This is a genomic window from Chitinivorax sp. B, assembly GCF_005503445.1.
Lineage (GTDB): Bacteria > Pseudomonadota > Gammaproteobacteria > Burkholderiales > SCOH01 > Chitinivorax.
Window position 1 is genome coordinate 68,702 of the sequence record NZ_SCOH01000003.1, and the last position, 20,842, is coordinate 89,543.

Here is a 20,842-nt window from a genome sequence, read left to right on the forward strand (position 1 = left end):
TCCAACGGCGTGTTAGCCCGGCCTTGTGCCGGGCTTTTTTACACGACGCGCATCATCAATAGAGTCGTGTGGCATTGGAACAAGGGCGGGATACAGATTCCCTGATCAGCGCTGGCTAGCCAACACACCTGCCAACAACATCTTGAACATCACGTCCACACGTTGCTTCACCGGCGCCCATTCCACCCAGGGCTCCTCCCCCAGTGATATGTGCAAGGAAACCAAGCCGTGGAAAGCACTCCACAAAGTTTGTGCCATCACGTCCAGATCTTGCTCCGGAAACTTCAGATTGCCCTCACGCAGCGCTTCCTTTAGTACCAGTATCACCCAGGCATAGGGATCCTGCTCCGGGTCACCATGCAGCTCTTCGGCCACCCGCGTTGAGTAATGCGGCTGCCGAGTCATGAAGATCAGTCGGTACTGATTGGGATGAGTCACCCCGAATTCGACATAGGCATGTGCCATCAACCGCAATTTCTCGATTGGGTCCGTCACATTACCCAACTCATGCAGCATGGTGGTCAGCGCACGAAAATCTGCCGCCGTGATGGCACGCAGCAAGCTGTCCTTATCCTTGAAGTGGCTATAAATAGCTGTTGCCGAATATTCAATCTTGTCGGCGATGCGGCGCATGGTTACAGCACTGTAACCTTCCTTGATGAAGATCTCCCGCGCTGCATCAATGATTTTTTGCGAGAGTGCTTCTTTCTCACGCTGACGACGTTCTGTTATCCCCACGTTGGCACCTTGATCAGTATCGCTTGAATGATAGCTCCACATTATAAGTGAAGCTAAGCCCAGCCAATACATACGAAATTTCGCAATTGACATTCATCAAACGATCACGATTGAATTCGTTTACAATTCCGCCATGAATTATCGCACCGCAGCATCTAGGCCGATCTGCTTTCATTGCGGCCTTTTCGTACCCGACGACAGTCCGTTCACCATCAAGCTGGATCAGGCAATTCACCCTGCCTGTTGTGCCGGATGCCAAGCTGTCGCTCAAACCATTATCGACAACGGGCTGGGTGATTACTACCGCCACCGCAATGTCGAAGCAGGTAAAGTCGAGCCGCTCCCTGACGATGTGTTACAGCAGATTTGTCTGTACGACTCACCCGACATCCAACGTAGCTTTGTTCACCAAGAGAGCGAACATATCCGCGAGGCGGCGTTGATCCTGGAAGGCATCACCTGTGCTGCCTGTGTCTGGCTGAATGAGCAACACCTGACCCGACAGTCAGGAGTCCTGTCGGTCGACATCAATTACGCCACACATCGTGCCCGCATTCGCTGGAACAATCAGGTCACACAGCTCAGCCACATCCTGCAGGCCATCACAGATATTGGATATCGAGCGCATCCATTCGATGCGGAACGGCAGGACCAGCTAGCACAAAAAGAACGCAAGAGTGCACTGGCACGCCTATGGGTAGCAGGTTTGTCGATGATGCAAGTCATGATGTACGCAGTACCAGTCTATCTGGCAGACGGCGACATGACCGCCGACATTGAACAACTGATGCGCTGGGCCAGCCTTGTATTGACCATCCCAACAGTCATCTATTCTGCCGTCCCTTTCTATCGTGGCACCATCAATGACCTGAAAGCCCGACGAGTCGGTATGGATGTACCCGTCACGTTGGGTATTCTGATCGCGTTTCTAGCCAGTTGCTGGGCACTTTGGCAAGGCAGTGGCGAAGTGTATTTCGACTCAGTTTCAATGTTTGTGTTCCTGCTACTGGGCGGCCGGTTTCTCGAATCCATGGCACGACGCAAAGCTGGGGCAGCGGTCGATACCCTGGTTCGACTGATCCCGGCCTTTGCTCATCACCTCCCACACTACCCAGCCAACCGCGAACAGCAGGAAATAGTCGTGGCCAGCCTGACACCTGGCACGGTCCTGCTGGTCAAGCCAGGCGAAACCATTCCGGCCGATGGGCGCGTGCTGGAAGGCGAATCCGGTGTAGACGAATCACTGATGTCCGGAGAAAGCCGCCCCATTCAGAAAGCTATTGGCGACGTAGTGATTGGTGGTGCCACCAACATTGGGAGTCCATTGATCATGGCCGTTGAACGTGTTGGCCAAAACAGCACACTGGCGTCCATTGTTCGCTTGCTGGATCGGGCCATGTCGCAAAAGCCACAACTGGCTCAACTGGCGGATCGCATCTCAGCTCGCTTTGTAGCTGCACTACTGCTGGTGGCCGCTGTGACTTACGCCTGCTGGTGGTGGGTCGACCCATCACGTGCACTCAGCATCACCATTTCAGTGCTGGTCATCAGTTGTCCATGCGCCTTGTCACTGGCCACCCCGGCCGCACTGGCCGCCGCAACCGGCACGCTGTCCAAGCTGGGCTTGCTGGTTACACGTGGCCATGCGCTGGAGACCTTAGCCCAAACCACGCATTTCGCGTTTGACAAAACCGGCACCTTAACCTTCGGTAAAATGCGCCTGCGTACGCTGACTGCCTTTTTGGACACTGATCGCGATCATGCCCATGCATTGGCTGCCGCGCTCGAGTCCGGGTCAGAGCATCCGATTGCACGTGCACTATGCGATGAAGCCCCCCCATCCATCCTGCATGCCACTCAGATTACCGCCCAAACAGGTCACGGCATCAGTGGTCAGATCGACGGACAAACCTATCGCCTGGGTCGCCTTGACTACGTCGCAGCCATTGCCGGCCCACTCCCACCCAGTTACCCACCCACCGCTGACGACAGCACCCCGGTTTATCTTGGCACCCCCACTCGCTGGTTGGCCTGCTTCGAGCTGGGCGATGTCATCCGCCCTGATGCTGAACCGCTGATTCGCCGTTTGCATGCATTGGGAAAACAATGCTTGCTGTTGAGCGGCGATGCACCGGGTCCGGTTCAGGCATTGGCTGACCGTCTTGGCCTTGAGCAAGCCATAGGCGGCCTGACCCCACAAGGTAAATTGGATGCAATAACCGACATTCAGCGGCGCGGCGCCACTGTCACTATGATTGGAGATGGTGTCAATGACGCCCCGGTATTGGGCGCTGCACAGCTTTCCATCGCACTGGGCGGTGGTACCGATGTGGCACGCGCCTCGGCAGATATGGTCCTGATCAATGATCAACTTCACGCCATCGACCAAGCGCTTGGTGTTGCAACGCGATGCCAACGCATCATCCGCCAAAATCTGTGGTGGGCACTCTGCTATAACCTGATTGCATTGCCCGCAGCCATGGCGGGCTTGGTGACCCCATGGCTGGCCAGTATCGGCATGGCCTTGAGCTCTTTATTGGTGATTGGCAATGCTTTACGACTACTCAAACCACCCATCAAGTGCAATCCACAGCCCGAAGATGCCAACCTTCGGCATATTGCCACCGACTTTACCAAGCAATCAGATAGTTAGCGCCTTACCGCCGAAAGCGAAAAACTGTGGAAATCCTATACTTACTCATTCCATTGAGCGTGGTGCTGGTACTGCTGATTGCCGGCCTGTTCTGGTGGACGATACAGAATGGCCAGCTTGATGATCTCGAGGGTCCAGCCCATCGCATCATCATGGATGACGACAAAGCCCAGAGCGAGCCCGAGGAGGAGAAGTGATGTATAATCGTTTGTTTATGTTGCGATGCACGCTTTTATCGCATTGCAGCAAGCAACATACACCCTTTGACCCAAATCAAGAATCACGCGTATGGCGCAAGTTAGCATGAACACTTGATGCATCGCGAAATACGCACGTTTTTACGCAACACTGGGAGAAGTCCATGCAATCGCAATCCACGTACAACTATAAAGTGGTGCGGCAGTTCGCCATCATGGCGGTCGTCTGGGGGATTGTAGGCATGGCGGTTGGAGTCTTGATTGCAGCGCAGCTGGTCTGGCCTGCACTCAACTTTGATACGCCATGGTTGACCTACAGCCGCCTACGCCCTCTGCACACCAATGCCGTCATCTTCGCCTTTGGCGGGTGCGCCCTGTTTGCCACATCTTATTATGTGGTTCAACGTACCTGTCACACGCGCTTGTTCTCCGACAAGCTCGCAGCCTTCACCTTCTGGGGATGGCAACTAGTTATCGTGCTCGCTGCACTGACCTTGCCAATGGGCTTCACTTCCGGTAAAGAATATGCAGAGCTGGAATGGCCGATTGACCTGCTGATTGCGGTGGTGTGGGTATCCTACGCCATCGTATTCTTCGGCACCCTGGCCAAGCGCAAGATCAAGCATATCTATGTGGCTAATTGGTTCTACGGTGGCTTCATTCTGACCGTTGCGTTGCTGCACATCGTAAACAGCATGGCTATTCCAGTCAGCTTGGCTTCAATGAAGTCTTACTCAGTCTATGCTGGTGCTGCAGACGCCATGGTTCAGTGGTGGTATGGCCACAATGCGGTGGGCTTCTTCCTGACTGCAGGCTTCTTGGGCATGATGTATTACTTCATCCCTAAACAAGTTGGCCGTCCAGTCTACTCGTATCGCTTGTCTGTTGTGCACTTCTGGGCGCTGATCTTCACCTATATGTGGGCAGGTCCACACCACTTACACTACACCGCACTACCAGACTGGACGCAATCTGTCGGCATGGTGTTCTCGTTGATTCTGCTGGCACCCAGCTGGGGTGGCATGATCAACGGCATCATGACCTTGTCTGGCGCATGGCATAAGCTGCGTACCGATCCAATCCTCAAGTTCTTGATCACTGCGCTGTCGTTCTATGGCATGTCGACCTTCGAAGGCCCGATGATGTCGATCAAGACCGTCAACGCGCTCAGCCACTACACTGACTGGACCATTGGCCACGTTCATTCTGGCGCTCTAGGCTGGGTGGCAATGATTTCCATCGGCTCGATCTACTATCTGGTTCCCCGCCTGTTTGGCCGCGAACAGATGCATTCGATCAAGCTGATCGAAACCCATTTCTGGATGGCCACCATCGGCGTAGTGCTGTATATCGCCTCGATGTGGATCTCAGGCGTGATGGAAGGTCTGATGTGGCGCGCAGTCAACCCAGATGGCACGCTGACCTACACCTTTGCACAAGTGGTAGCGGCGAAGTATCCGTATCTGACCGTACGCTTCCTGGGTGGCTTCCTGTTCCTGTCTGGCATGCTGGTAATGGCATACAACGTCTTCAAGACCGTTGTTCAAGGTAAACCTGTCGAGGCCAACATCCCGGCCCCGGTTGCCCACGCTCACGCCTAAGCAGGAATACGCATCATGGAAAAAATTCAAAAACTGATCGAAGAAAACACGCTGGCGCTGATCGTTTTCACGCTATTGGTCGTGAGCTTTGGCGGCTTGGTCGAAATCGTTCCGCTGTTCTTCTCGAAATCGACCACTCAGCCAATCGAAGGTGTAAAACCTTACCCAGCACTGCAACTGGCTGGTCGTGACATCTATATTCGCGAAGGCTGTTATGGTTGCCACTCTCAAATGATTCGTCCATTCCGCGCAGAAACCGAGCGTTATGGCCACTATTCGGTGGGCGGCGAATCGGTCTACGACCATCCGTTCCAATGGGGCTCCAAGCGGACCGGCCCGGATCTGGCACGCGTAGGTGGTCGTTATTCCGATGACTGGCATCGCGTCCACCTGATGAATCCCCGCGATGTCGTGCCCGAGTCCAACATGCCCGCCTTCCCGTGGCTTGCCCGCAACCCAGTTGATGCCGCCAGCCTGCCCGCCAAGATGCAGGCACTGCGCAAGGTTGGTGTTCCCTATTCCGACGAGGACATCAAGGGTGCAGTGGCCGCCGCAGAAGGCAAGACTGAAATGGATGCCCTGATTGCCTATCTGCAAGGCCTGGGTTTGGCGCTGAAGAACAAGAGGTAACAGCCATGACGTTGTCCGAGTTCAACTCCATCTTCACCATCATATCGCTCGGCATTTTTCTGGTGATTGTGATCTGGGCATTCAGCCGTCACAACAAGAAAACCTATGAAGATGCTGCTCGGCAAATCGTAGAAGATGATGACAAACCATCCGATAAATCATCGTGATGGCTGAACTCGGCAACGCATAAGCGGAGTGATGAAGATGAATCAAGATTTCGTTAGCGGATTTTGGAGCTACTGGGTTGCAGCCATCGTTCTTGGCGGCATTATCGGTTTGGGCTACCTGCTGATATCTCAACGTATCAAGCGTAAGGCGCCTGGTGAGAAGGTTGAGACTTGCGGCCATGTCTGGGATGAAGACCTGGAAGAGTACAACAACCCAATGCCCAAATGGTGGATGGGCCTATTTTGGCTGACACTCGTTTTCGGCATCGTCTACTTGGCGCTCTACCCTGGCCTGGGCGTATATGCTGGCTCCAAGAACTGGACAGCCGTTGGTCAGTACGAAGCTGAACGAAAACAAGCTGAAGCACGTTATCAGGCCATCTACGACAAATACCTGAAAATGGACATCAAGCAGGTTGCAGCCGACCCGGAAGCAAAGCAGATGGGTCAGCGCCTGTTTGGCACGTATTGTGTACAGTGTCATGGTGCAGATGCAAAAGGTGCCAAGGGCTTCCCCAATTTGACCGACCATGAATGGCTGTATGGCGGTGACCCTGAGAAGATCCAGGAGTCCATCATGGCTGGCCGCAAGGGCGCGATGCCCCCCTTTGGCGCAGCATTGGGTGAAGATGGTGTGAAGGATGTCGCTCAATACGTACTATCGCTGTCTGATTTGCAACACAACTCAGATCGCGCAGCACGTGGCAAGGAAACCTTTGCTGCTATCTGTGCAGCCTGCCACGGGCCGGATGGCAAGGGCAATCAGTCGATGGGCGCGCCGAACCTGACTGACAAAACCTGGCTGTATGCAGCATCACAAACCAATCCGGATGCCATCCAACAAGCCATCATTGAGACCGTGACAAATGGCCGCAACGGCGTGATGCCAAACTGGAAGGAATTTCTGGGCGATGCCAAGGTCCACTTACTCGCGTCATATGTTTATGGCCTGAGCAATAACCCCCAAGCACAAGCCGCTCCAGCAGCAAACAAGTAGTTTGGCGACAGGATACGGGTCAATGGCCCGTGTCCTCCCTTCCGATCCGGTGCAATGCCGGGAACAATGTGATTCGATTCCGATTTGCATTGCTTGCAGTGCCAATTGGAATGACGCACCACACCGCGTAGTCAGATGTCAGGGAAACCGCTATGGGCGACCGCCTCAAGAATATTCCAATCAAGGTTGTGAACACCAGCGCCAACGAATCAGGCGAAATCCAAGAGCTCTACGAAGTCCGCAAAAAAATCCATCCCCGCTGGGTCAACGGCATATTCAATAATTGGCGCGTAGCCATGGTTATCGTCACGCAGCTGTTTTTCTATGGTGTCCCTTGGCTGACTTGGAACAATCGCCAAGCAATGCTGTTTGATCTGGCTAACCGCAAGTTCTACATTTTTGGTGTGGTTTTCTGGCCACAGGATTTCATCCTGCTGGCCGGACTGCTTGTTTTATGTGCCTTTGCCCTATTTTGGTGGACGACTATTGCCGGCCGGTTATGGTGTGGTTACGCCTGCCCACAAACCGTTTATACCGAGCTGTTCCTCTGGATTGAACACTGGGTGGAAGGTGACCATGTCAAACGCCGCAAGCTGGATGAAGCACCGATGTCGTTCGAAAAATTGCGGCGACGCGGTGGCAAGCACTTGATCTGGATTTCGCTGTCGCTGTGGACAGGCTTCACCTTTGTTGGCTTCTTCACCCCAATCCGCACCTTATGGATCGAGGTCTGGCAATGGACTCTGAGCTCATGGGAACTATTCTGGATTGGCTTCTACGCTTTTGCCACCTATGGCAACGCAGGCTTCATGCGTGAGCAGGTCTGCAAATACATGTGCCCCTATGCTCGCTTCCAAAGTGTCATGTTTGATCAGGACACACTGGTGATCTCTTACGATGCAGCTCGTGGCGAACCGCGCGGCTCTCGTAGCAGAAAAACGGATTACAAAGCCGAGGGCTTAGGTGACTGCATCAATTGTGGCATCTGTGTACAAGTCTGCCCAACCGGGATCGACATTCGACACGGCCTTCAATACGAGTGCATCGGCTGTGCCGCCTGTATTGATGCCTGTGATCAAGTCATGGACAAGATGAACTACCCTCGCGGCCTGATCCGCTACACGACCGAAAATGCCATGGAAGGCAAATACCCGGACAACCAATTCTGGAAACAACTGGTCAGACCACGCGTGGTGATGTACACCGTGGCCAGCTTGAGTGTTGCCATTGCCATGATTATTACACTCGCTTTACGTGAGCCAGTAAAACTTAATGTGATTCGCGATCGGGCCACCTTGGTTCGAGAGACTGATGACGGCAAATTGGAAAACCTTTATCAGTTGCAAATCATTAATACATCCGAATCAGCACGTCGCTATGTTGTGAGCGCCAATGGCACACCTTCATTGCAACTGATTGGTGAAAAACAGGTCGAAATACCTGCGGCCAGTACCTTCTCTCTGCCGGTCAGTGTACAAATCAACAAGGCAGAAGCCAGCATTGGCACCCAAACCATCGTTTTCCGGATTCAAGCGGCTGACGACCCCAATGTCACCGTTGAACAACAAAGCAGCTTCATTACCGCACGTTGAAAGAGACAAAATGCAGTCAAAGCAGGACAAGCCTTGGTACCGTTATAGCGCCCCCTGGTTGTTGATGGCAGGGCCAGCCATCGTGGTGGTCGCCGGCTTCATCACCGCCTGGCTGGCGATCAAACATGATGATGCACTGGTGGTGGATGACTATTACAAACAAGGCAAGGAAATCAACCAGGATCTGGCTCGCGATCAGATCGCCAAGGATTTGGGATTGCAAGTAGATCTGATGCTCGGCGCTGGCAATCAGGAAATACGTCTTTTCCTGAACGGAAACACAAAGCTGCACCAAACAGCTGAGCTGACCTTTAAATTGATGCATCCCACCTTGGCAGGCCAGGACATGGCACTAAAGGCCAAGCAAATTTCCGGGACAAACTATCAGGTCAACTTGCCCAAGCCCATCCACGGAAAATGGCACGTCAGCATTGAAGAGCCCTTGCAGCGATGGCGCTTGACAGGCATGTGGCAAAGCGATCAAGATAAAGCCATAACTCTAAAAACGGCGGCAAATCAATAGCCTGTTGTTTTCATATATTGGTTATGTCGCATGCGATTCACCACAAATCCATTGAGGAGAGATTTGCATGCAGAAGGCAATATCCATTTTATGGCCGTCGTTTCTGGTGGCTGGCGTCATGACGGTATTGTTTTTTACCTTTCTTGATCCGGCCGACCTGGTGATATTCGGTACATCCCTTGCCGAGTACCGCATCGCCACATATTCATTGGGCTTCTTTGTTTTCTGGATGTTTGCCATGGGTGACAGTTGGTTGACACTGTTCTTTCAACGCAACCCCAACGATGTCAATCGTTTCTGCACCCTGGATTCACACCACCCCAATCAGGCTCACCATTGACGCGATGAGCCGTGTCGACTGCAAAGTGCTTGGGTTGGGTGTTGAACAGCCGAAAAAAAGCCGGTGATGTTTCACCGGCTTTTTCATACCACCGCCAATGATGCCAGGAATCAGTTATTTCCCGCACACCCGCTCAGCAAACTCTTCAGTGCTGGCATGTTTTTGAGTTCGATATGCTTGTTCTGCACTGTGATCAAACCCTCATCCTGAAAGCGTGACAAGGTGCGGCTAACCGTTTCCAGTTTCAGACCCAGAAAGCTACCGATTTCCTCACGCGTCATTCGCAAATGAAAGCCACTGGCCGAATAACCTCTCGCTGCAAAACGCTGTGACAAATTAAGCAGGAACGCAGCTAGACGCTCTTCCGCTTTCATATTGCCCAATAACATCATCACGCCATGATCACGCACAATCTCACGACTCATCACCTTATAAAGGTGACGCTGTAGTGCAGGAATAGCCCGACACAAATCTTCAAGCCGTTGATAAGGCATTTCACAAATTTCACTGTCTTCCAGCGCAATGGCGTGACAGGTATGACTCTCGGAGCTGATCGCATCCAACCCCATCAGCTCGCCAGACATGTGAAAACCAGTAACCTGCTCACGGCCATCCTCCGACAATACAACCGTCTTGAAGAAACCAGTGCGAATGGCATAAAGCGATTTGAACGCCTCACCAGCACGGTAAAGCGCTTCACCCTTCTTGACTTTGACACCTTGATTGACTAGGCGCTCCAGTTGCACCAATTCGTCCAGTGATATGCCAAACGGTAAACATAACTCTTGTAGCGTACATGTCGAGCATGCAGCCTTCAGTTGTTTGAACGAAATATCTCGAATGGGAATGGATGTGGATTGCTGCATAGATGCGGGCCACGGACAAAACAGTGGCACTATGACACGGATGTTGACCCAAATCAAATGGGATTGCGCTGCGCACTGGCATGATTCAAACATCGATCCATCCAGGCAGATTCAACAATGTCCACTCTCACCCTTCCCTCAGCCCTGGGCGACTACAACACGGTCGATGTTGATCTGGAATTGATTCGTCGGTTAGATCGCAACGGCCCGCGATACACGTCCTACCCCACGGCTGATCGCTTCGTTGAAGCCTTTAACCAGGACGGCTATGCAGCCTGGATGCGCCGACGCAATATTGGCCCACTAGCACGCCCGCTATCGCTATATTTCCACTTGCCATTCTGCAATACCGTTTGTTACTACTGTGCCTGTAACAAAGTGATCACCAAGGACCGGGGGCGTTCGGCAAAATATGTACGGTATCTGGTACACGAAATGAAGTTGCAAGCTTCGTTATTGGGCAGAGATCGTCGTGTTGAACAGTTACATTGGGGCGGTGGCACACCGACTTTTCTGCCCCACGAGCAAATGATCGAGTTGATGACGGCCACCCGAGAACACTTTCAACTGGTGGACAACGGCGAATACTCGATCGAAATCGATCCACGTAAAGTCGATACTGACACGGTTACCTTGTTGGGCAAGTTAGGCTTCAATCGGATGAGCATTGGTGTGCAGGATTTCGAACATGCAGTACAGGTAGCAGTCAACCGTGTGCAATCCGAGGAAGAAACACAGTCAGTGATGGAGGCAGCGCGGTCCAATGGTTTCAAATCGATCAGCGTGGATCTGATTTATGGCTTGCCTCTGCAGACTGTCGAGTCGTTCGATCACACCTTGGACAAAGTCATTGCCATGAGTCCGAATCGGTTGTCGATCTACAACTATGCGCACATGCCGCAGCTATTCAAGCCACAACGCCGGATCAATGTAATTGACCTTCCACAAGCCAAGGTCAAGCTCGATATCATGAAGCATGCCATCACCAAGTTGGCCGATGCAGGTTACATCTATGTCGGGATGGATCATTTTGCCCGACCAGATGACGAATTAGCCATTGCGCAGCGGCAAGGTCGATTGCATCGTAACTTTCAGGGCTATTCAACCCATGCAGACTGTGATTTGGTCGCAATGGGCGTATCCGCAATCGGTAAGATCGGCCCGACTTATAGTCAAAACTATCGCACGCTCGACGAATACTATGATTGCCTGGATCGTGACGAGCTACCCATCATGCGTGGCATTGAGCTGACTGGGGATGACCTGCTACGCCGTGCCATCATTCAGGCACTGATGTGTCAGTTCGAAATCTCTATCGAGTCACTCGAGATTGCCCATCTAGTTGACTTCCACCGCTATTTTGCAACTGAACTGGTGCAGTTGCGGGAGTATGAGAAAGTAGGCCTGCTGTCAATCAAAGATGGATGGCTGACCATCACACCGAAAGGGCGACTGCTGATTCGCACTATCTGTATGGTGTTTGACCGCTATCTGCGACATGATGAGGAACGACAGAAGTACTCGAAAGTGATCTGACCGCATTCTTTGCGGGGCCACAGCGCTTCACTTACCTCCCGCGCCGCAAGGCGCGGTCTTTTTATCCCCTTGCTTCACACCTCCGACTGCACAGCTGGTATGCTTCGCCGATGCTTGAAGTCAGCCTGTTGTCCCTTTTTCTATCCGGTTTGCTAGGTGGCGTCCACTGTGCCGGCATGTGTGGCGGCCTAGTAGGCGCCATGTCAATCAACTTACCAACCCAGCACCGCTTCCCACTGATTGTGGGCTATAACCTGGGCCGCATCGCAAGCTATATGCTGGCCGGCATTCTTGCCGGTGCTTTGGGTGCCAGCAGCTTATTGTTGGCTCATCTAATACCTGTAGCACTGGTGCTCTACGTGCTGGCCAACCTGTTGCTGATCGGGCTGGGTTTATATCTGGCAGGATTATCAAATGCCGTGACCCGCCTTGAAAAAATAGGCGGGCATATCTGGCGACATATCCAACCCCAATTGGCTCGGCATCTTCCGATTCGTTCACTTCAGGACGCCTGGTGGGCTGGCATGCTATGGGGCTGGTTACCATGTGGGTTGGTCTACACGGCGCTAGTGTCGGCCTTGGCAAGTGGGTCCCCACTTCATGGCGGCCTAGTGATGCTGGCATTCGGCCTGGGTACCTTGCCAAACCTTCTGATACTTGGCTTATCTGCAGAGCGAATGATGCGCTGGCTGAAACAAGCCAAAATCAGAATGGTGGCAGGATTGATTGTGGCCAGTTTTGGTGTGATCGGGCTGATTCGTATTGGTATGTTTCTATCGCCTTGGGCACTTCATCAACAATGACAATCACAAAAAAGCCCAGTCAAAATCGACTGGGCTTTTCCTTATCACACAAGCCTAAACCGGGTTACAGCTCCTTGGCGTGAGAGGCCAGGTATGCCGCCACACCATTGGCGTCAGCCTTCATACCTGCCTTGCCCTTGTTCCAGCCAGCCGGGCACACTTCGCCATGCTGTTCGTGGAATTGCAGTGCATCGACCATACGGATCATTTCATCAATATCACGACCCAACGGCAGATTGTTGACAACTTGGTGTTGAACCACGCCATTCTTGTCCACCAAGAACGAACCACGTAACGCCACACCACCCGCCTCTTCCACATCGTATGCGCGGCAGATTTCGTGTTTCACGTCAGCCACCAGCGTGTAGCCAACCTGACCAATACCACCCTTATCAACAGGTGTATTGCGCCAAGCAGCGTGAGTGAACTGACTGTCGATCGATACACCAATCACTTCTACATTGCGTTTTTTGAACTCTTCCAGGCGATGGTCGAATGCGATCAGCTCGGACGGACAAACGAAAGTGAAGTCCAGCGGATAGAAGAAAACAACTGCATACTTGCCTTTGGTGGCTTCAGCAAAATTGTATTTTTCAGTGATCTCGCCATTGCCCAATACGGCTGCGGCGGTAAAATCGGGGGCTCTTTTTCCAACGAGAACAGCCATTTGCGATCTCCTGATGAAGTAGTTGACGAAAAAAGTCGGTGAAATCTACTCTGGCTTGGATTGCGGTGTCAAATCGAAGTTTCCTTCAAAGCCGCACCAGATAAGCCTTGGCAAGAATATGGTTATTAACAGAACACGGTTGTAAACAAATGCTTGTTCTTCATCGAAGCTCAACCCACCACCGACCATAACATACACCACACCCTCAGCAAAAACAGAGACAGTAGATAGGGGGTAGCTCGGCGGACAATCGAATCCAATGGTCGCCTTCATCTGCAGTCAGCCACAACGAACCTGTTGTCGAACCAAAAGCCAATTGGCAGCCAACAGAATCTACGGCCAGCGCATGCCGATAAACCAGGTGATAAGCAGGCTTTGACGGCAGACCAGTGTAGAGCTTTTCCATATGCTGGCCACCATCGCGGGTTCGCATCACATAGAAATCCCCTTCATCCGGCACTCTGGCCTCATCGGATGCAGCAGGTACAAACCATGCAGTGTCTGGGTCATTGGGATGTGCCGCCACGGCAAAACCAAAGTCGGAATGCCCGCTAAAAACACTATGCCAATGTGCCATGTCATCCGTTGAACGGAAAATGCCGCAATGATGTTGGCACCACCATACGTCGGGGTAGCTATGGCAGGACACAATTCGGTGTGGATCTTGAATCTCCGGCTCCTCTTGGCGCTCAGGCGGCATATAAGTCGCACACATACCTTGAGTCCGAGGCTGCCAAGTTGCCATACCGTCTTCACTTCGCCATACCCCACCGCATGAAATGGCTACTGTAACCCGCTTACTATCCTGTGGATCAAGACAGATCGAATGCAATCCAGGCGAATCAGTTCCCCCACCGAACCAGGTCGACCTTGATGGCAGTGTCCATAGTGACTCGACCAATCCCCAACTACTCCCATGGTCGCCTGACATAAACAACGCAGCTGGAATCGCCCCGGCCAGGACGACGCCGGGCATGTCGGCACCCGCTGCAGCCAGTGACCAGATCGTATCTACCGCTGGCGGCTCGTTACCCTCACTGACCGATTCAGGCGGAAACGCAGGCGCAACCAGCTCTTGCCAGCTAGCTCCCTGATCGTCCGAACAGTGCAGTTTGGGGCCAAAATGACCATGACGCAGCGCCACCAGCCAACGACCGTCACGCGGATCCACCATGAGTGCGGATACAGGTACACCGACAAAATGATGAGCCAGCAGGCGCCACATTGGCGAAGTGGTGCCCTGCTGAAAAATGAACAATCCTTTACGCGTCCCGACCAACAATTGTGGCGTCATCAGTTCATCCTCCGGACAAGGCCTGCATGACATAAACTTCGCTATCCGGCCGAAGCGGCACGTTCAGCGATTGGCGATCCTGCAACATGACACCATCAACAAAAATGGCAATATGACGACGCAACCGTCCCTGCTCATCCAATACATAAAGACGACCGCTGGGATATTCGGTAAATACTCGAACAAGTAAAGCTTCCAGCGTTTCACCAGGAAAAGACTGAAGGGTGATTGGCAGGTATTGCCGTAAATGCCGTGTGAATGCAATAGTAGGCAAGATGATTACTCCCTCATTCGACAAGCCGCCAGCTACCGCCCAGGTACCCCACAAACTATAGTTCGATTTGCCACATGGCGCTGGAGGAGAGCACGGTCATTCAGCCCACCGATCTGCAGCCTGATTATCAGTGTCCCGGGCATCTACCCAGCGCGGGCCTTCGGCTGTCTGCTCCAGCTTCCAGAACGGTGCGCGGGTTTTCAGAAAATCCATGATGAACTCGCAGGCTGCAAATGCTTCGCCCCGATGTGCGGATGCCACGCCGACAAATACGATCTGATCCAGCGGCAATAATGCCCCCACCCGATGTACCACACGTACCGCCTGCAACGACCATCGTTGCCGTGCCAATGTAACGATATCTCCCAAGGACTTTTCCGTCATCCCTGGGTAGTGCTCCAGCGTCATCCCACCAACAGTCGCACTTTCATTCACGTCCCTTACCAAGCCAACAAACATGGCTACCGCACCAATGGCCGGGTTCCCTGCCCTCAACGCAGCCAATTCCGCACCAACGTCAAAATCGGCGGTTTGCACGCGAATATCCATCATCCCCCCGTCACCGGTGGAAAAATAGCGACTTCGGCCCCTACCGGAATGGCCGTATCCAGCGTGGCCATTTCCTGATTGACAGCCACTCGGAATTGCCGCCCAGGGGCAAGCTCACTGGCCCACAACTCACCACGCTGGCTCAACCAAGTCAGCAGCGCCGCCACATCTCGTGTCTCAGCGGGTAGCTCGACACGCTCTTCTACACAACCAAAGGTTTCACGCAATCTTGCAAAGTAAAGGATTCGACACCACATCACGGCAAACTCTAAGAATTTTGAAAAAAAAGCCAACTTGGCACAAAAATTCATTAAAACTAGGGAAAACCCGCAGCAAAATAGCAAGTTGCTGCATTGCAGCAAGAGTTATCATTCTAATATAATAAGATAAAAGCGCCGAAAAGCCGCCACCACTGCTGACAACACACGACCGATGAAAACATACGACCGGATCATACAGGCAAGCCTGGAATTGTTTAACGAGCACGGCGAACGGGCAATCACGACCAACCATATCGCAGCGCATCTCGGCATCAGTCCTGGTAATTTGTACTATCACTTCCGTAATAAGGAAGAGATCATTTACCAGATTTTCCTCCAATACAAGCAGTTCATGGAAAACCGCCTGTCAGTGCCGGTAGATCGACCAATCATGGTCGAAGACATGATCGTCTATTTGGATACAGCCTTCATCGGCATGTGGCGCTATCGCTTCATGTTCCATGATCTGGCCGGCCTACTTGGCCGCAATGAGAAATTTGCCGAGGCTTATCAAAAATTCGTTCGTGAGGACATCATTGCCATCCTCACCAAATTGTTTGGCGAATTCAGTTCCATTGGTTTGCTGGCCACTGATGCAGAAGAAATCGAATCACTGGTGATCAATTGTTGGTTGATCATTAAGTTCTGGTACGCATTTCAGCAGACCCAGAACCCAATGGGCAAACTGACAGAGGAAATGGGCCGTCGCGGCATCCGTCAGGTACTGGCTCTGTTCAAACCCCATATTCAACCCATGTTCCGCCCACTATTCGCGGAAATTCAAGCACGTTACAACGCCTGATTTCGGGGTGATCGAAGCGCTTCACGGCAGACAACGTCTGGCATTGGCATCAGACGCTGTTGCCTGAAGACGCGACGGGCAGACGGTCACAGTACCTCACGAAATTACATCCTGCACAAGCTGCCAACATCAGTGCGATCAAATTGGTTTATGCTGTACCCCGCTGCTCAAAACCCCTTAAATCTTCGGCCATTGCTTCTTCAACCTCCACCCGGCTGACCAAGGCACCAGGCGGCCCACGATGGCACCATGCCAGCAAGGCGTCCACCGCTTCGCCATCACCTTGAATCATCGCCTCTACCTGCCCGCCCAGCAGATTACGTACCCACCCGTCGACACCAATAACGCCAGCCTGTCGGCAAGTTGCATAGCGAAATCCAACACCTTGAACCTTTCCGTGGATCGTTACTCTGACGGCCTTGTTCATGATGTCCTCTGCTCAGCAAGCAATCCTGCTCGAATATCTTTCTCGCTGTCGATCAGACCATCCAGCATCTGGATTTCCAGATTGAGCCTGACCAAATAGTAAGCGCAATTGTCAGTCAAGTGATTCCTGGCAGCCAGTTCCAGTTCTTTGCAGTTATCTGCCACACGACTGGCACCAATTTGCGCAGCTGAGCCTTTTAAACGGTGTGCAGAACGTACCAATCGGTCCCAGTCCCTTTCGCCCAGCGACACTTCAATCTGTGGCATCACCTCCGCAACCGCCTGGCGGTACAAATCTATCAATTGCGGAACAATGTCGTCACCCAATACCGACGCCACCTCATCCAGAGCCTTACGTAGAGATATACGATCTTCATCCGGATCGTCACCAGAATCAGCAACCGTACTCACGGCTTGCGGCCCGTTGATCGGTGCCAATACAGCCAATTCGGGAATCCACTTGACCATGACTTGTTGTAATGCGTCTGCCGTGATTGGCTTGGTGAGAAAATCGTTCATCCCCGCGGCCATACAAGCCTGACGGGTAGATTCGAACACGTTTGCAGTCAACGCCGAAATTGGTGTCAGTACACCGGCGGCGCGAATACGCCTAGCTGCTTCGATCCCGTCCATCACAGGCATCTGTCCATCCATCAGGATCAGATCGTACGCATATTGTGTGGCAGCAGACACGGCCTGCTCCCCATTCTCCACCACATCCACACGACACCCCATTTTTTCCAGCATCAGCACAACAACTCGTTGATTGACCACATTGTCTTCCGCCACCAGTATTGTATGTTTGGCATCCACCCTCCGCTCGGCCAAGGTTTGTGATGTCACCATCGCAGCATCCCCACCACCCTCTGGTGACAGGACCGCCCGCAGACATGCAGCCAACTGCTCTACCCGAACCGGTTTCACGAGATAGGCAGCGAAATGCGCCTGCCTGGCTTCTTTACCCTGCCCCCGCCAAGCCAGTGACGACAACATGATCATGGGCAAGGATCGAAACCGTTCCTCCGCACGAATCCTTTCTGCCAGCTCAATGCCAGTCATATCCGGTAGCTGGTAATCGACAATCACACAGTCAAAGCCCATTTCTGATTGCTTCAACACTTGCAAAGCCTGAATGGCATCGCCCACTGGCGTGGCGACAATACCCAGATCACGAAGCATGGCCTGCAACATTTGACGCAAACTGGGTGAACGCCCGCACAGCAATACCTGTCGACCAGCCAGCCCCACTTCCGGGATAGCAGGCGGAGTGACCTCCGATGCCATACCCAGCGATACTTCGAACCAAAATGTCGACCCCTTGCCGGGTCGGCTATCGGCCCCCATATCGCCTTGCATGGCTTCAGCCAAACGCTTGGATATGGATAAACCCAAACCCGTACCACCATAACGACGGGTCATCGATGCATCCGCCTGGGTAAACGGATGAAATAGACGATTGATGACCTCTCGCTCAATACCAATACCGGTATCAATCACAGATACACGAATCCGGAAGCTTTCTGGTGTTGCGTCCATCAATGCCGCCTGTACCTGGATTTCGCCTTGCTCGGTAAATTTCACTGCATTACTGATCAGATTGAGCAGAATCTGCCGGATCCTGCCTGGATCACCATTGACGCGGCGCGGCAACTCGGGCTGCGTCAACATGATCAGCTCCAGCTTCTTATCAGCAGCCTTGGTTGCCACCATCCCCAACACATCATCAAAGAGCCGGCGCAGATCGAAATCGATCAATTCCAGTTCCAGCCTGCCAGCTTCAACCTTGGAAAGATCCAGCATGTCGTTGATCAGCCGCATCAGCACATCCCCAGCATCGCTGATGGACTTCACGTAGCCATATTGCTCTTCGCTCAAACGGGTATCCATCAGTAAGGTGGTGAACCCCAGCACAGCATTCATTGGTGTACGGATTTCGTGGCTGATGTTTGCCAGAAATTCTGTCTTGGCACGATTGGCAGCCTCTGCATCAGCACGGGCCTTGGACAGCAGCTCCTCGCGCTGCTTACGCTCGGTGAAATCATCGACGATCCAGATCGTCCCTTTTGTCGAGTCCCCCGGATCAACAGCCTGCCCCAACAGCCTCGCCCAGAACCGGCTGCCATCCTTGCGGCGAACCCAAAGCTCCCGCTCTAACATCCCACCGGCTGGCAATACCGCTGCGGCTACCCGGCCCACTTCGTCATACGCTGACTGGCTGTCATAAACCAGCGAACCGGATTGACCTTCGATTTCAGATCGCTCATAGCCCAGCATATCCAGCAATTTGGCACTGCAATGGCGAAAGACTCGGTTGACCGTCAAGGCAATGCCAACACTGGCATTATTGAAGATGACATCGTGCATGTTCAGCATGTCTTGCAATACCGCTTCGCGGGCCATCATCTCATCGATATCCAGGTGGGTTCCAATCGCCCGCAAAGGCTTGTTGTCGGCTGACCGTTCAATCACCTGGCCAGTATCGCGTATCCACTTCCACTCGCCGGACTTGGTGCGTAAACGCTGATCACATTGATACATCGGCGTCTTGCCCGAAAAATGAGCCTCCAACGCGGCATGGGCCTTTGGCAGATCATCCCGGTGGACAAGATTTTCCCAAGTTGATAGCTCCGGCGTGACCTCATCCAGACGATAACCAAGCTGAGCTGCCCATTGCTCGTTGTAGACCACGGTATTGGTTTGAATATTCCAGTCCCACAAACCCAGACCAGTTGCTGACAATGCCAATGCCAAACGTGCCTCGCTGGCACGGGCCATTTCCGTTAATTTGGCCGCACGTGCCACAGCAGCCTTTTCGGTGCGCTGGAGCGCCCAGATCACACCAGCCAGCAACAATCCCATGGCTATACCCAGCACTGCCACCCAATTGGGCGATTTCAATTGAAGCTGGCTGACAAAACGGGGCGAGCCGGCAATGGCCACTTGCCAAGTGCGGCCACCAATTTGAATATCGCGCCGCATTGTCAGATCGATATCCCCCCATATACTCACAAAACTGGTATGCGTAATGCCAGTCACGCCATCCGAGTCATACACAATACCCAAACGACCACTGCTCCCCCCCGTATCGCTGATGCTGACATCCAGGCCAGGTGCCAATGTTTTTTCCAACCCACTCAGCACACCATCGATACGGACTGGAACATACGCCCACCCCCAAATGGCCTGCTCTCGCTGGGTGGGCGTGTCATGTGGCCTACCTGGCTGATAAATCGGCAGCATGAACAAAAAACCCGGCATTCGAGCCTCGTCCTGCATTAGCGTCACCGGGGCTGACAACACCACTGAACCGGATCGCAACGCCTGCAAGGCCGCCGCATGACGCAGCGGCTCCGATGCAATGTCCAATCCCAACGCTGCTTGATTACGGGCCAGTGGCTCAATGGCAAAGATAATGAAGTGCGGCCCTGCATGGGCATTCAGCTGGCGAATCCTGATTGGCTGACCATGCTCACGAGACCAGCGCAGCAGAAAAACATCCCGATCAGACGCATTGACAAATCGAATTACGCCATATCCCAGCGCCCCAGGAAATTCACGAGCCAGATCACGCGAGGCGAGATATCGTCGTAAGGCCAACAGCGTTACCTGATCAGGATCATGGATAAATTGGCCTGCCATGCCACGCAAACCATATTCATAACGACCCATCCGGTTTTCAACTTGGTTCGCAAACCGGGCAACTGCATCCTGAAGGCTATCTGCCACAACTTTCTGGTTGTTGCGCGCAATCAACCAAGCAGCCATACCACTCAGCGTAAGGCTTAACAAGATGACTGCAATCGGCAACAGTGGTGACAGTCTCTGGAACAGTTTGCTCATTTAACCTGCCGCGCACAACATGATCGAATGGGGGACGCTGTCCCGACTGACGATACGCGAGGCTCCATAGCGGCATGAGCCGTGAAA

General features: G+C 53.0%; 21 protein-coding genes. 12 read left to right on the forward strand and 9 right to left on the reverse strand.

What is annotated here, in order from left to right:
* Positions 1-105: 105 nt before the first annotated feature.
* Entirely contained in the window at positions 106-738 is a 633-nt protein-coding gene (locus tag FFS57_RS02920) for a TetR/AcrR family transcriptional regulator (RefSeq protein WP_171013532.1), read from the reverse strand.
* A 133-nt stretch (positions 739-871) separates the two neighbouring features.
* Here FFS57_RS02920 and FFS57_RS02925 point away from each other — a divergent pair, with 133 nt between their 5' ends.
* The 9 genes from FFS57_RS02925 to FFS57_RS02965 all read left to right on the forward strand — a co-directional run bounded on the left by FFS57_RS02925 (position 872) and on the right by FFS57_RS02965 (position 9,438).
* Complete coding sequence (locus tag FFS57_RS02925) at positions 872-3,391, forward strand: heavy metal translocating P-type ATPase (RefSeq protein ID WP_137936263.1); 2,520 nt, start codon at positions 872-874, stop codon at positions 3,389-3,391.
* Between the two features lie 26 nt (positions 3,392-3,417).
* On the forward strand, positions 3,418-3,588 hold the full coding sequence (ccoS, locus tag FFS57_RS02930; protein WP_137936264.1) for a cbb3-type cytochrome oxidase assembly protein CcoS: 171 nt from the start codon (positions 3,418-3,420) through the stop codon (positions 3,586-3,588).
* Between the two features lie 164 nt (positions 3,589-3,752).
* A complete protein-coding gene (gene ccoN / locus FFS57_RS02935) occupies positions 3,753-5,189 on the forward strand; it encodes a cytochrome-c oxidase, cbb3-type subunit I (RefSeq protein ID WP_137936265.1) in 1,437 nt (478 codons plus the stop codon).
* Between the two features lie 15 nt (positions 5,190-5,204).
* Positions 5,205-5,819, forward strand: a complete 615-nt coding sequence (gene ccoO, locus FFS57_RS02940) for a cytochrome-c oxidase, cbb3-type subunit II (protein WP_137936266.1) — start codon at positions 5,205-5,207, stop codon at positions 5,817-5,819.
* Between the two features lie 5 nt (positions 5,820-5,824).
* Positions 5,825-5,986 (forward strand): cbb3-type cytochrome oxidase subunit 3, encoded by a 162-nt coding sequence (locus FFS57_RS02945; RefSeq protein WP_137936267.1) that lies wholly within the window; start codon positions 5,825-5,827, stop codon positions 5,984-5,986.
* Positions 5,987-6,023: 37 nt separating this feature from the next.
* Entirely contained in the window at positions 6,024-6,983 is a 960-nt protein-coding gene (ccoP, locus tag FFS57_RS02950; protein ID WP_137936268.1) for a cytochrome-c oxidase, cbb3-type subunit III, read from the forward strand.
* 152 nt (positions 6,984-7,135) lie between these two features.
* Complete coding sequence (gene ccoG / locus FFS57_RS02955; protein ID WP_137936269.1) at positions 7,136-8,575, forward strand: cytochrome c oxidase accessory protein CcoG; 1,440 nt, start codon at positions 7,136-7,138, stop codon at positions 8,573-8,575.
* Positions 8,576-8,585: 10 nt separating this feature from the next.
* The gene (locus FFS57_RS02960) at positions 8,586-9,098 is read left to right on the forward strand and encodes a FixH family protein (protein ID WP_171013534.1); all 513 of its coding nucleotides are present in this window, start codon (positions 8,586-8,588) and stop codon (positions 9,096-9,098) included.
* Positions 9,099-9,165: 67 nt separating this feature from the next.
* On the forward strand, positions 9,166-9,438 hold the full coding sequence (locus tag FFS57_RS02965; protein WP_137936271.1) for a hypothetical protein: 273 nt from the start codon (positions 9,166-9,168) through the stop codon (positions 9,436-9,438).
* A 110-nt stretch (positions 9,439-9,548) separates the two neighbouring features.
* Here the strand turns inward: FFS57_RS02965 and fnr are convergent, their stop codons facing one another.
* Complete coding sequence (fnr, locus tag FFS57_RS02970; RefSeq protein WP_137936272.1) at positions 9,549-10,304, reverse strand: fumarate/nitrate reduction transcriptional regulator Fnr; 756 nt, start codon at positions 10,302-10,304, stop codon at positions 9,549-9,551.
* Between the two features lie 117 nt (positions 10,305-10,421).
* Here fnr and hemN point away from each other — a divergent pair, with 117 nt between their 5' ends.
* Together hemN and FFS57_RS02980 are read left to right on the forward strand one after the other, a co-directional pair.
* Positions 10,422-11,840 (forward strand): oxygen-independent coproporphyrinogen III oxidase, encoded by a 1,419-nt coding sequence (gene hemN / locus FFS57_RS02975; protein ID WP_137936273.1) that lies wholly within the window; start codon positions 10,422-10,424, stop codon positions 11,838-11,840.
* Between the two features lie 110 nt (positions 11,841-11,950).
* Positions 11,951-12,643 (forward strand): sulfite exporter TauE/SafE family protein, encoded by a 693-nt coding sequence (locus FFS57_RS02980; protein ID WP_137936274.1) that lies wholly within the window; start codon positions 11,951-11,953, stop codon positions 12,641-12,643.
* A 64-nt stretch (positions 12,644-12,707) separates the two neighbouring features.
* Here the strand turns inward: FFS57_RS02980 and FFS57_RS02985 are convergent, their stop codons facing one another.
* The 5 genes from FFS57_RS02985 to moaD form a co-directional block, all read right to left on the reverse strand.
* Positions 12,708-13,310: a peroxiredoxin gene (locus tag FFS57_RS02985; RefSeq protein WP_137936275.1), complete on the reverse strand. Its 603-nt coding sequence runs from the start codon at positions 13,308-13,310 to the stop codon at positions 12,708-12,710.
* A 205-nt stretch (positions 13,311-13,515) separates the two neighbouring features.
* Positions 13,516-14,604: a WD40/YVTN/BNR-like repeat-containing protein gene (locus tag FFS57_RS02990; protein ID WP_137936276.1), complete on the reverse strand. Its 1,089-nt coding sequence runs from the start codon at positions 14,602-14,604 to the stop codon at positions 13,516-13,518.
* A 4-nt stretch (positions 14,605-14,608) separates the two neighbouring features.
* Entirely contained in the window at positions 14,609-14,878 is a 270-nt protein-coding gene (locus tag FFS57_RS02995) for a ubiquitin family protein (protein WP_137936277.1), read from the reverse strand.
* Positions 14,879-14,974: 96 nt separating this feature from the next.
* Positions 14,975-15,427 carry a molybdopterin synthase catalytic subunit MoaE gene (gene moaE, locus FFS57_RS03000; protein WP_137936402.1) on the reverse strand — a complete coding sequence of 151 codons (453 nt, stop codon included), beginning with the start codon at positions 15,425-15,427 and terminating at the stop codon, positions 14,975-14,977.
* Entirely contained in the window at positions 15,427-15,684 is a 258-nt protein-coding gene (gene moaD, locus FFS57_RS03005; RefSeq protein WP_137936278.1) for a molybdopterin converting factor subunit 1, read from the reverse strand. Before moaD ends, moaE begins: the two co-directional genes overlap by 1 nt.
* A gap of 175 nt (positions 15,685-15,859) precedes the next feature.
* On the opposite strand from moaD, the gene FFS57_RS03010 reads away from it, so the two are divergent.
* Complete coding sequence (locus FFS57_RS03010; RefSeq protein WP_137936279.1) at positions 15,860-16,489, forward strand: TetR/AcrR family transcriptional regulator; 630 nt, start codon at positions 15,860-15,862, stop codon at positions 16,487-16,489.
* 148 nt (positions 16,490-16,637) lie between these two features.
* On the opposite strand, the gene FFS57_RS03015 is transcribed toward FFS57_RS03010, so the two are convergent.
* Both FFS57_RS03015 and FFS57_RS03020 read right to left on the reverse strand, forming a co-directional pair.
* Entirely contained in the window at positions 16,638-16,916 is a 279-nt protein-coding gene (locus FFS57_RS03015; protein WP_137936280.1) for an acylphosphatase, read from the reverse strand.
* Positions 16,913-20,755: a CHASE domain-containing hybrid sensor histidine kinase/response regulator family protein gene (locus FFS57_RS03020; RefSeq protein ID WP_137936281.1), complete on the reverse strand. Its 3,843-nt coding sequence runs from the start codon at positions 20,753-20,755 to the stop codon at positions 16,913-16,915. Before FFS57_RS03020 ends, FFS57_RS03015 begins: the two co-directional genes overlap by 4 nt.
* Positions 20,756-20,842 lie beyond the last annotated feature (87 nt).

Excerpts from the sequence above, each read along its gene's own strand:
- FFS57_RS02985 (WP_137936275.1), bottom strand. The coding sequence starts at position 13,310 with ATGGCTGTTCTCGTTGGAAAAAGAGCCCCCGATTTTACCGCCGCAGCC.
- FFS57_RS02960 (WP_171013534.1), top strand. The coding sequence starts at position 8,586 with ATGCAGTCAAAGCAGGACAAGCCTTGGTACCGTTATAGCGCCCCCTGG.
- FFS57_RS02925 (WP_137936263.1), top strand. The coding sequence starts at position 872 with ATGAATTATCGCACCGCAGCATCTAGGCCGATCTGCTTTCATTGCGGC.
- FFS57_RS03015 (WP_137936280.1), bottom strand. The coding sequence starts at position 16,916 with ATGAACAAGGCCGTCAGAGTAACGATCCACGGAAAGGTTCAAGGTGTT.
- ccoP (WP_137936268.1), top strand. The coding sequence starts at position 6,024 with ATGAATCAAGATTTCGTTAGCGGATTTTGGAGCTACTGGGTTGCAGCC.
- ccoG (WP_137936269.1), top strand. The coding sequence starts at position 7,136 with ATGGGCGACCGCCTCAAGAATATTCCAATCAAGGTTGTGAACACCAGC.
- hemN (WP_137936273.1), top strand. The coding sequence starts at position 10,422 with ATGTCCACTCTCACCCTTCCCTCAGCCCTGGGCGACTACAACACGGTC.
- FFS57_RS02965 (WP_137936271.1), top strand. The coding sequence starts at position 9,166 with ATGCAGAAGGCAATATCCATTTTATGGCCGTCGTTTCTGGTGGCTGGC.
- FFS57_RS02945 (WP_137936267.1), top strand. The coding sequence starts at position 5,825 with ATGACGTTGTCCGAGTTCAACTCCATCTTCACCATCATATCGCTCGGC.
- FFS57_RS03010 (WP_137936279.1), top strand. The coding sequence starts at position 15,860 with ATGAAAACATACGACCGGATCATACAGGCAAGCCTGGAATTGTTTAAC.
- moaE (WP_137936402.1), bottom strand. The coding sequence starts at position 15,427 with ATGGATATTCGCGTGCAAACCGCCGATTTTGACGTTGGTGCGGAATTG.
- ccoO (WP_137936266.1), top strand. The coding sequence starts at position 5,205 with ATGGAAAAAATTCAAAAACTGATCGAAGAAAACACGCTGGCGCTGATC.
- fnr (WP_137936272.1), bottom strand. The coding sequence starts at position 10,304 with ATGCAGCAATCCACATCCATTCCCATTCGAGATATTTCGTTCAAACAA.
- FFS57_RS03020 (WP_137936281.1), bottom strand. The coding sequence starts at position 20,755 with ATGAGCAAACTGTTCCAGAGACTGTCACCACTGTTGCCGATTGCAGTC.
- FFS57_RS02980 (WP_137936274.1), top strand. The coding sequence starts at position 11,951 with ATGCTTGAAGTCAGCCTGTTGTCCCTTTTTCTATCCGGTTTGCTAGGT.
- ccoN (WP_137936265.1), top strand. The coding sequence starts at position 3,753 with ATGCAATCGCAATCCACGTACAACTATAAAGTGGTGCGGCAGTTCGCC.
- FFS57_RS02990 (WP_137936276.1), bottom strand. The coding sequence starts at position 14,604 with ATGACGCCACAATTGTTGGTCGGGACGCGTAAAGGATTGTTCATTTTT.
- moaD (WP_137936278.1), bottom strand. The coding sequence starts at position 15,684 with ATGTGGTGTCGAATCCTTTACTTTGCAAGATTGCGTGAAACCTTTGGT.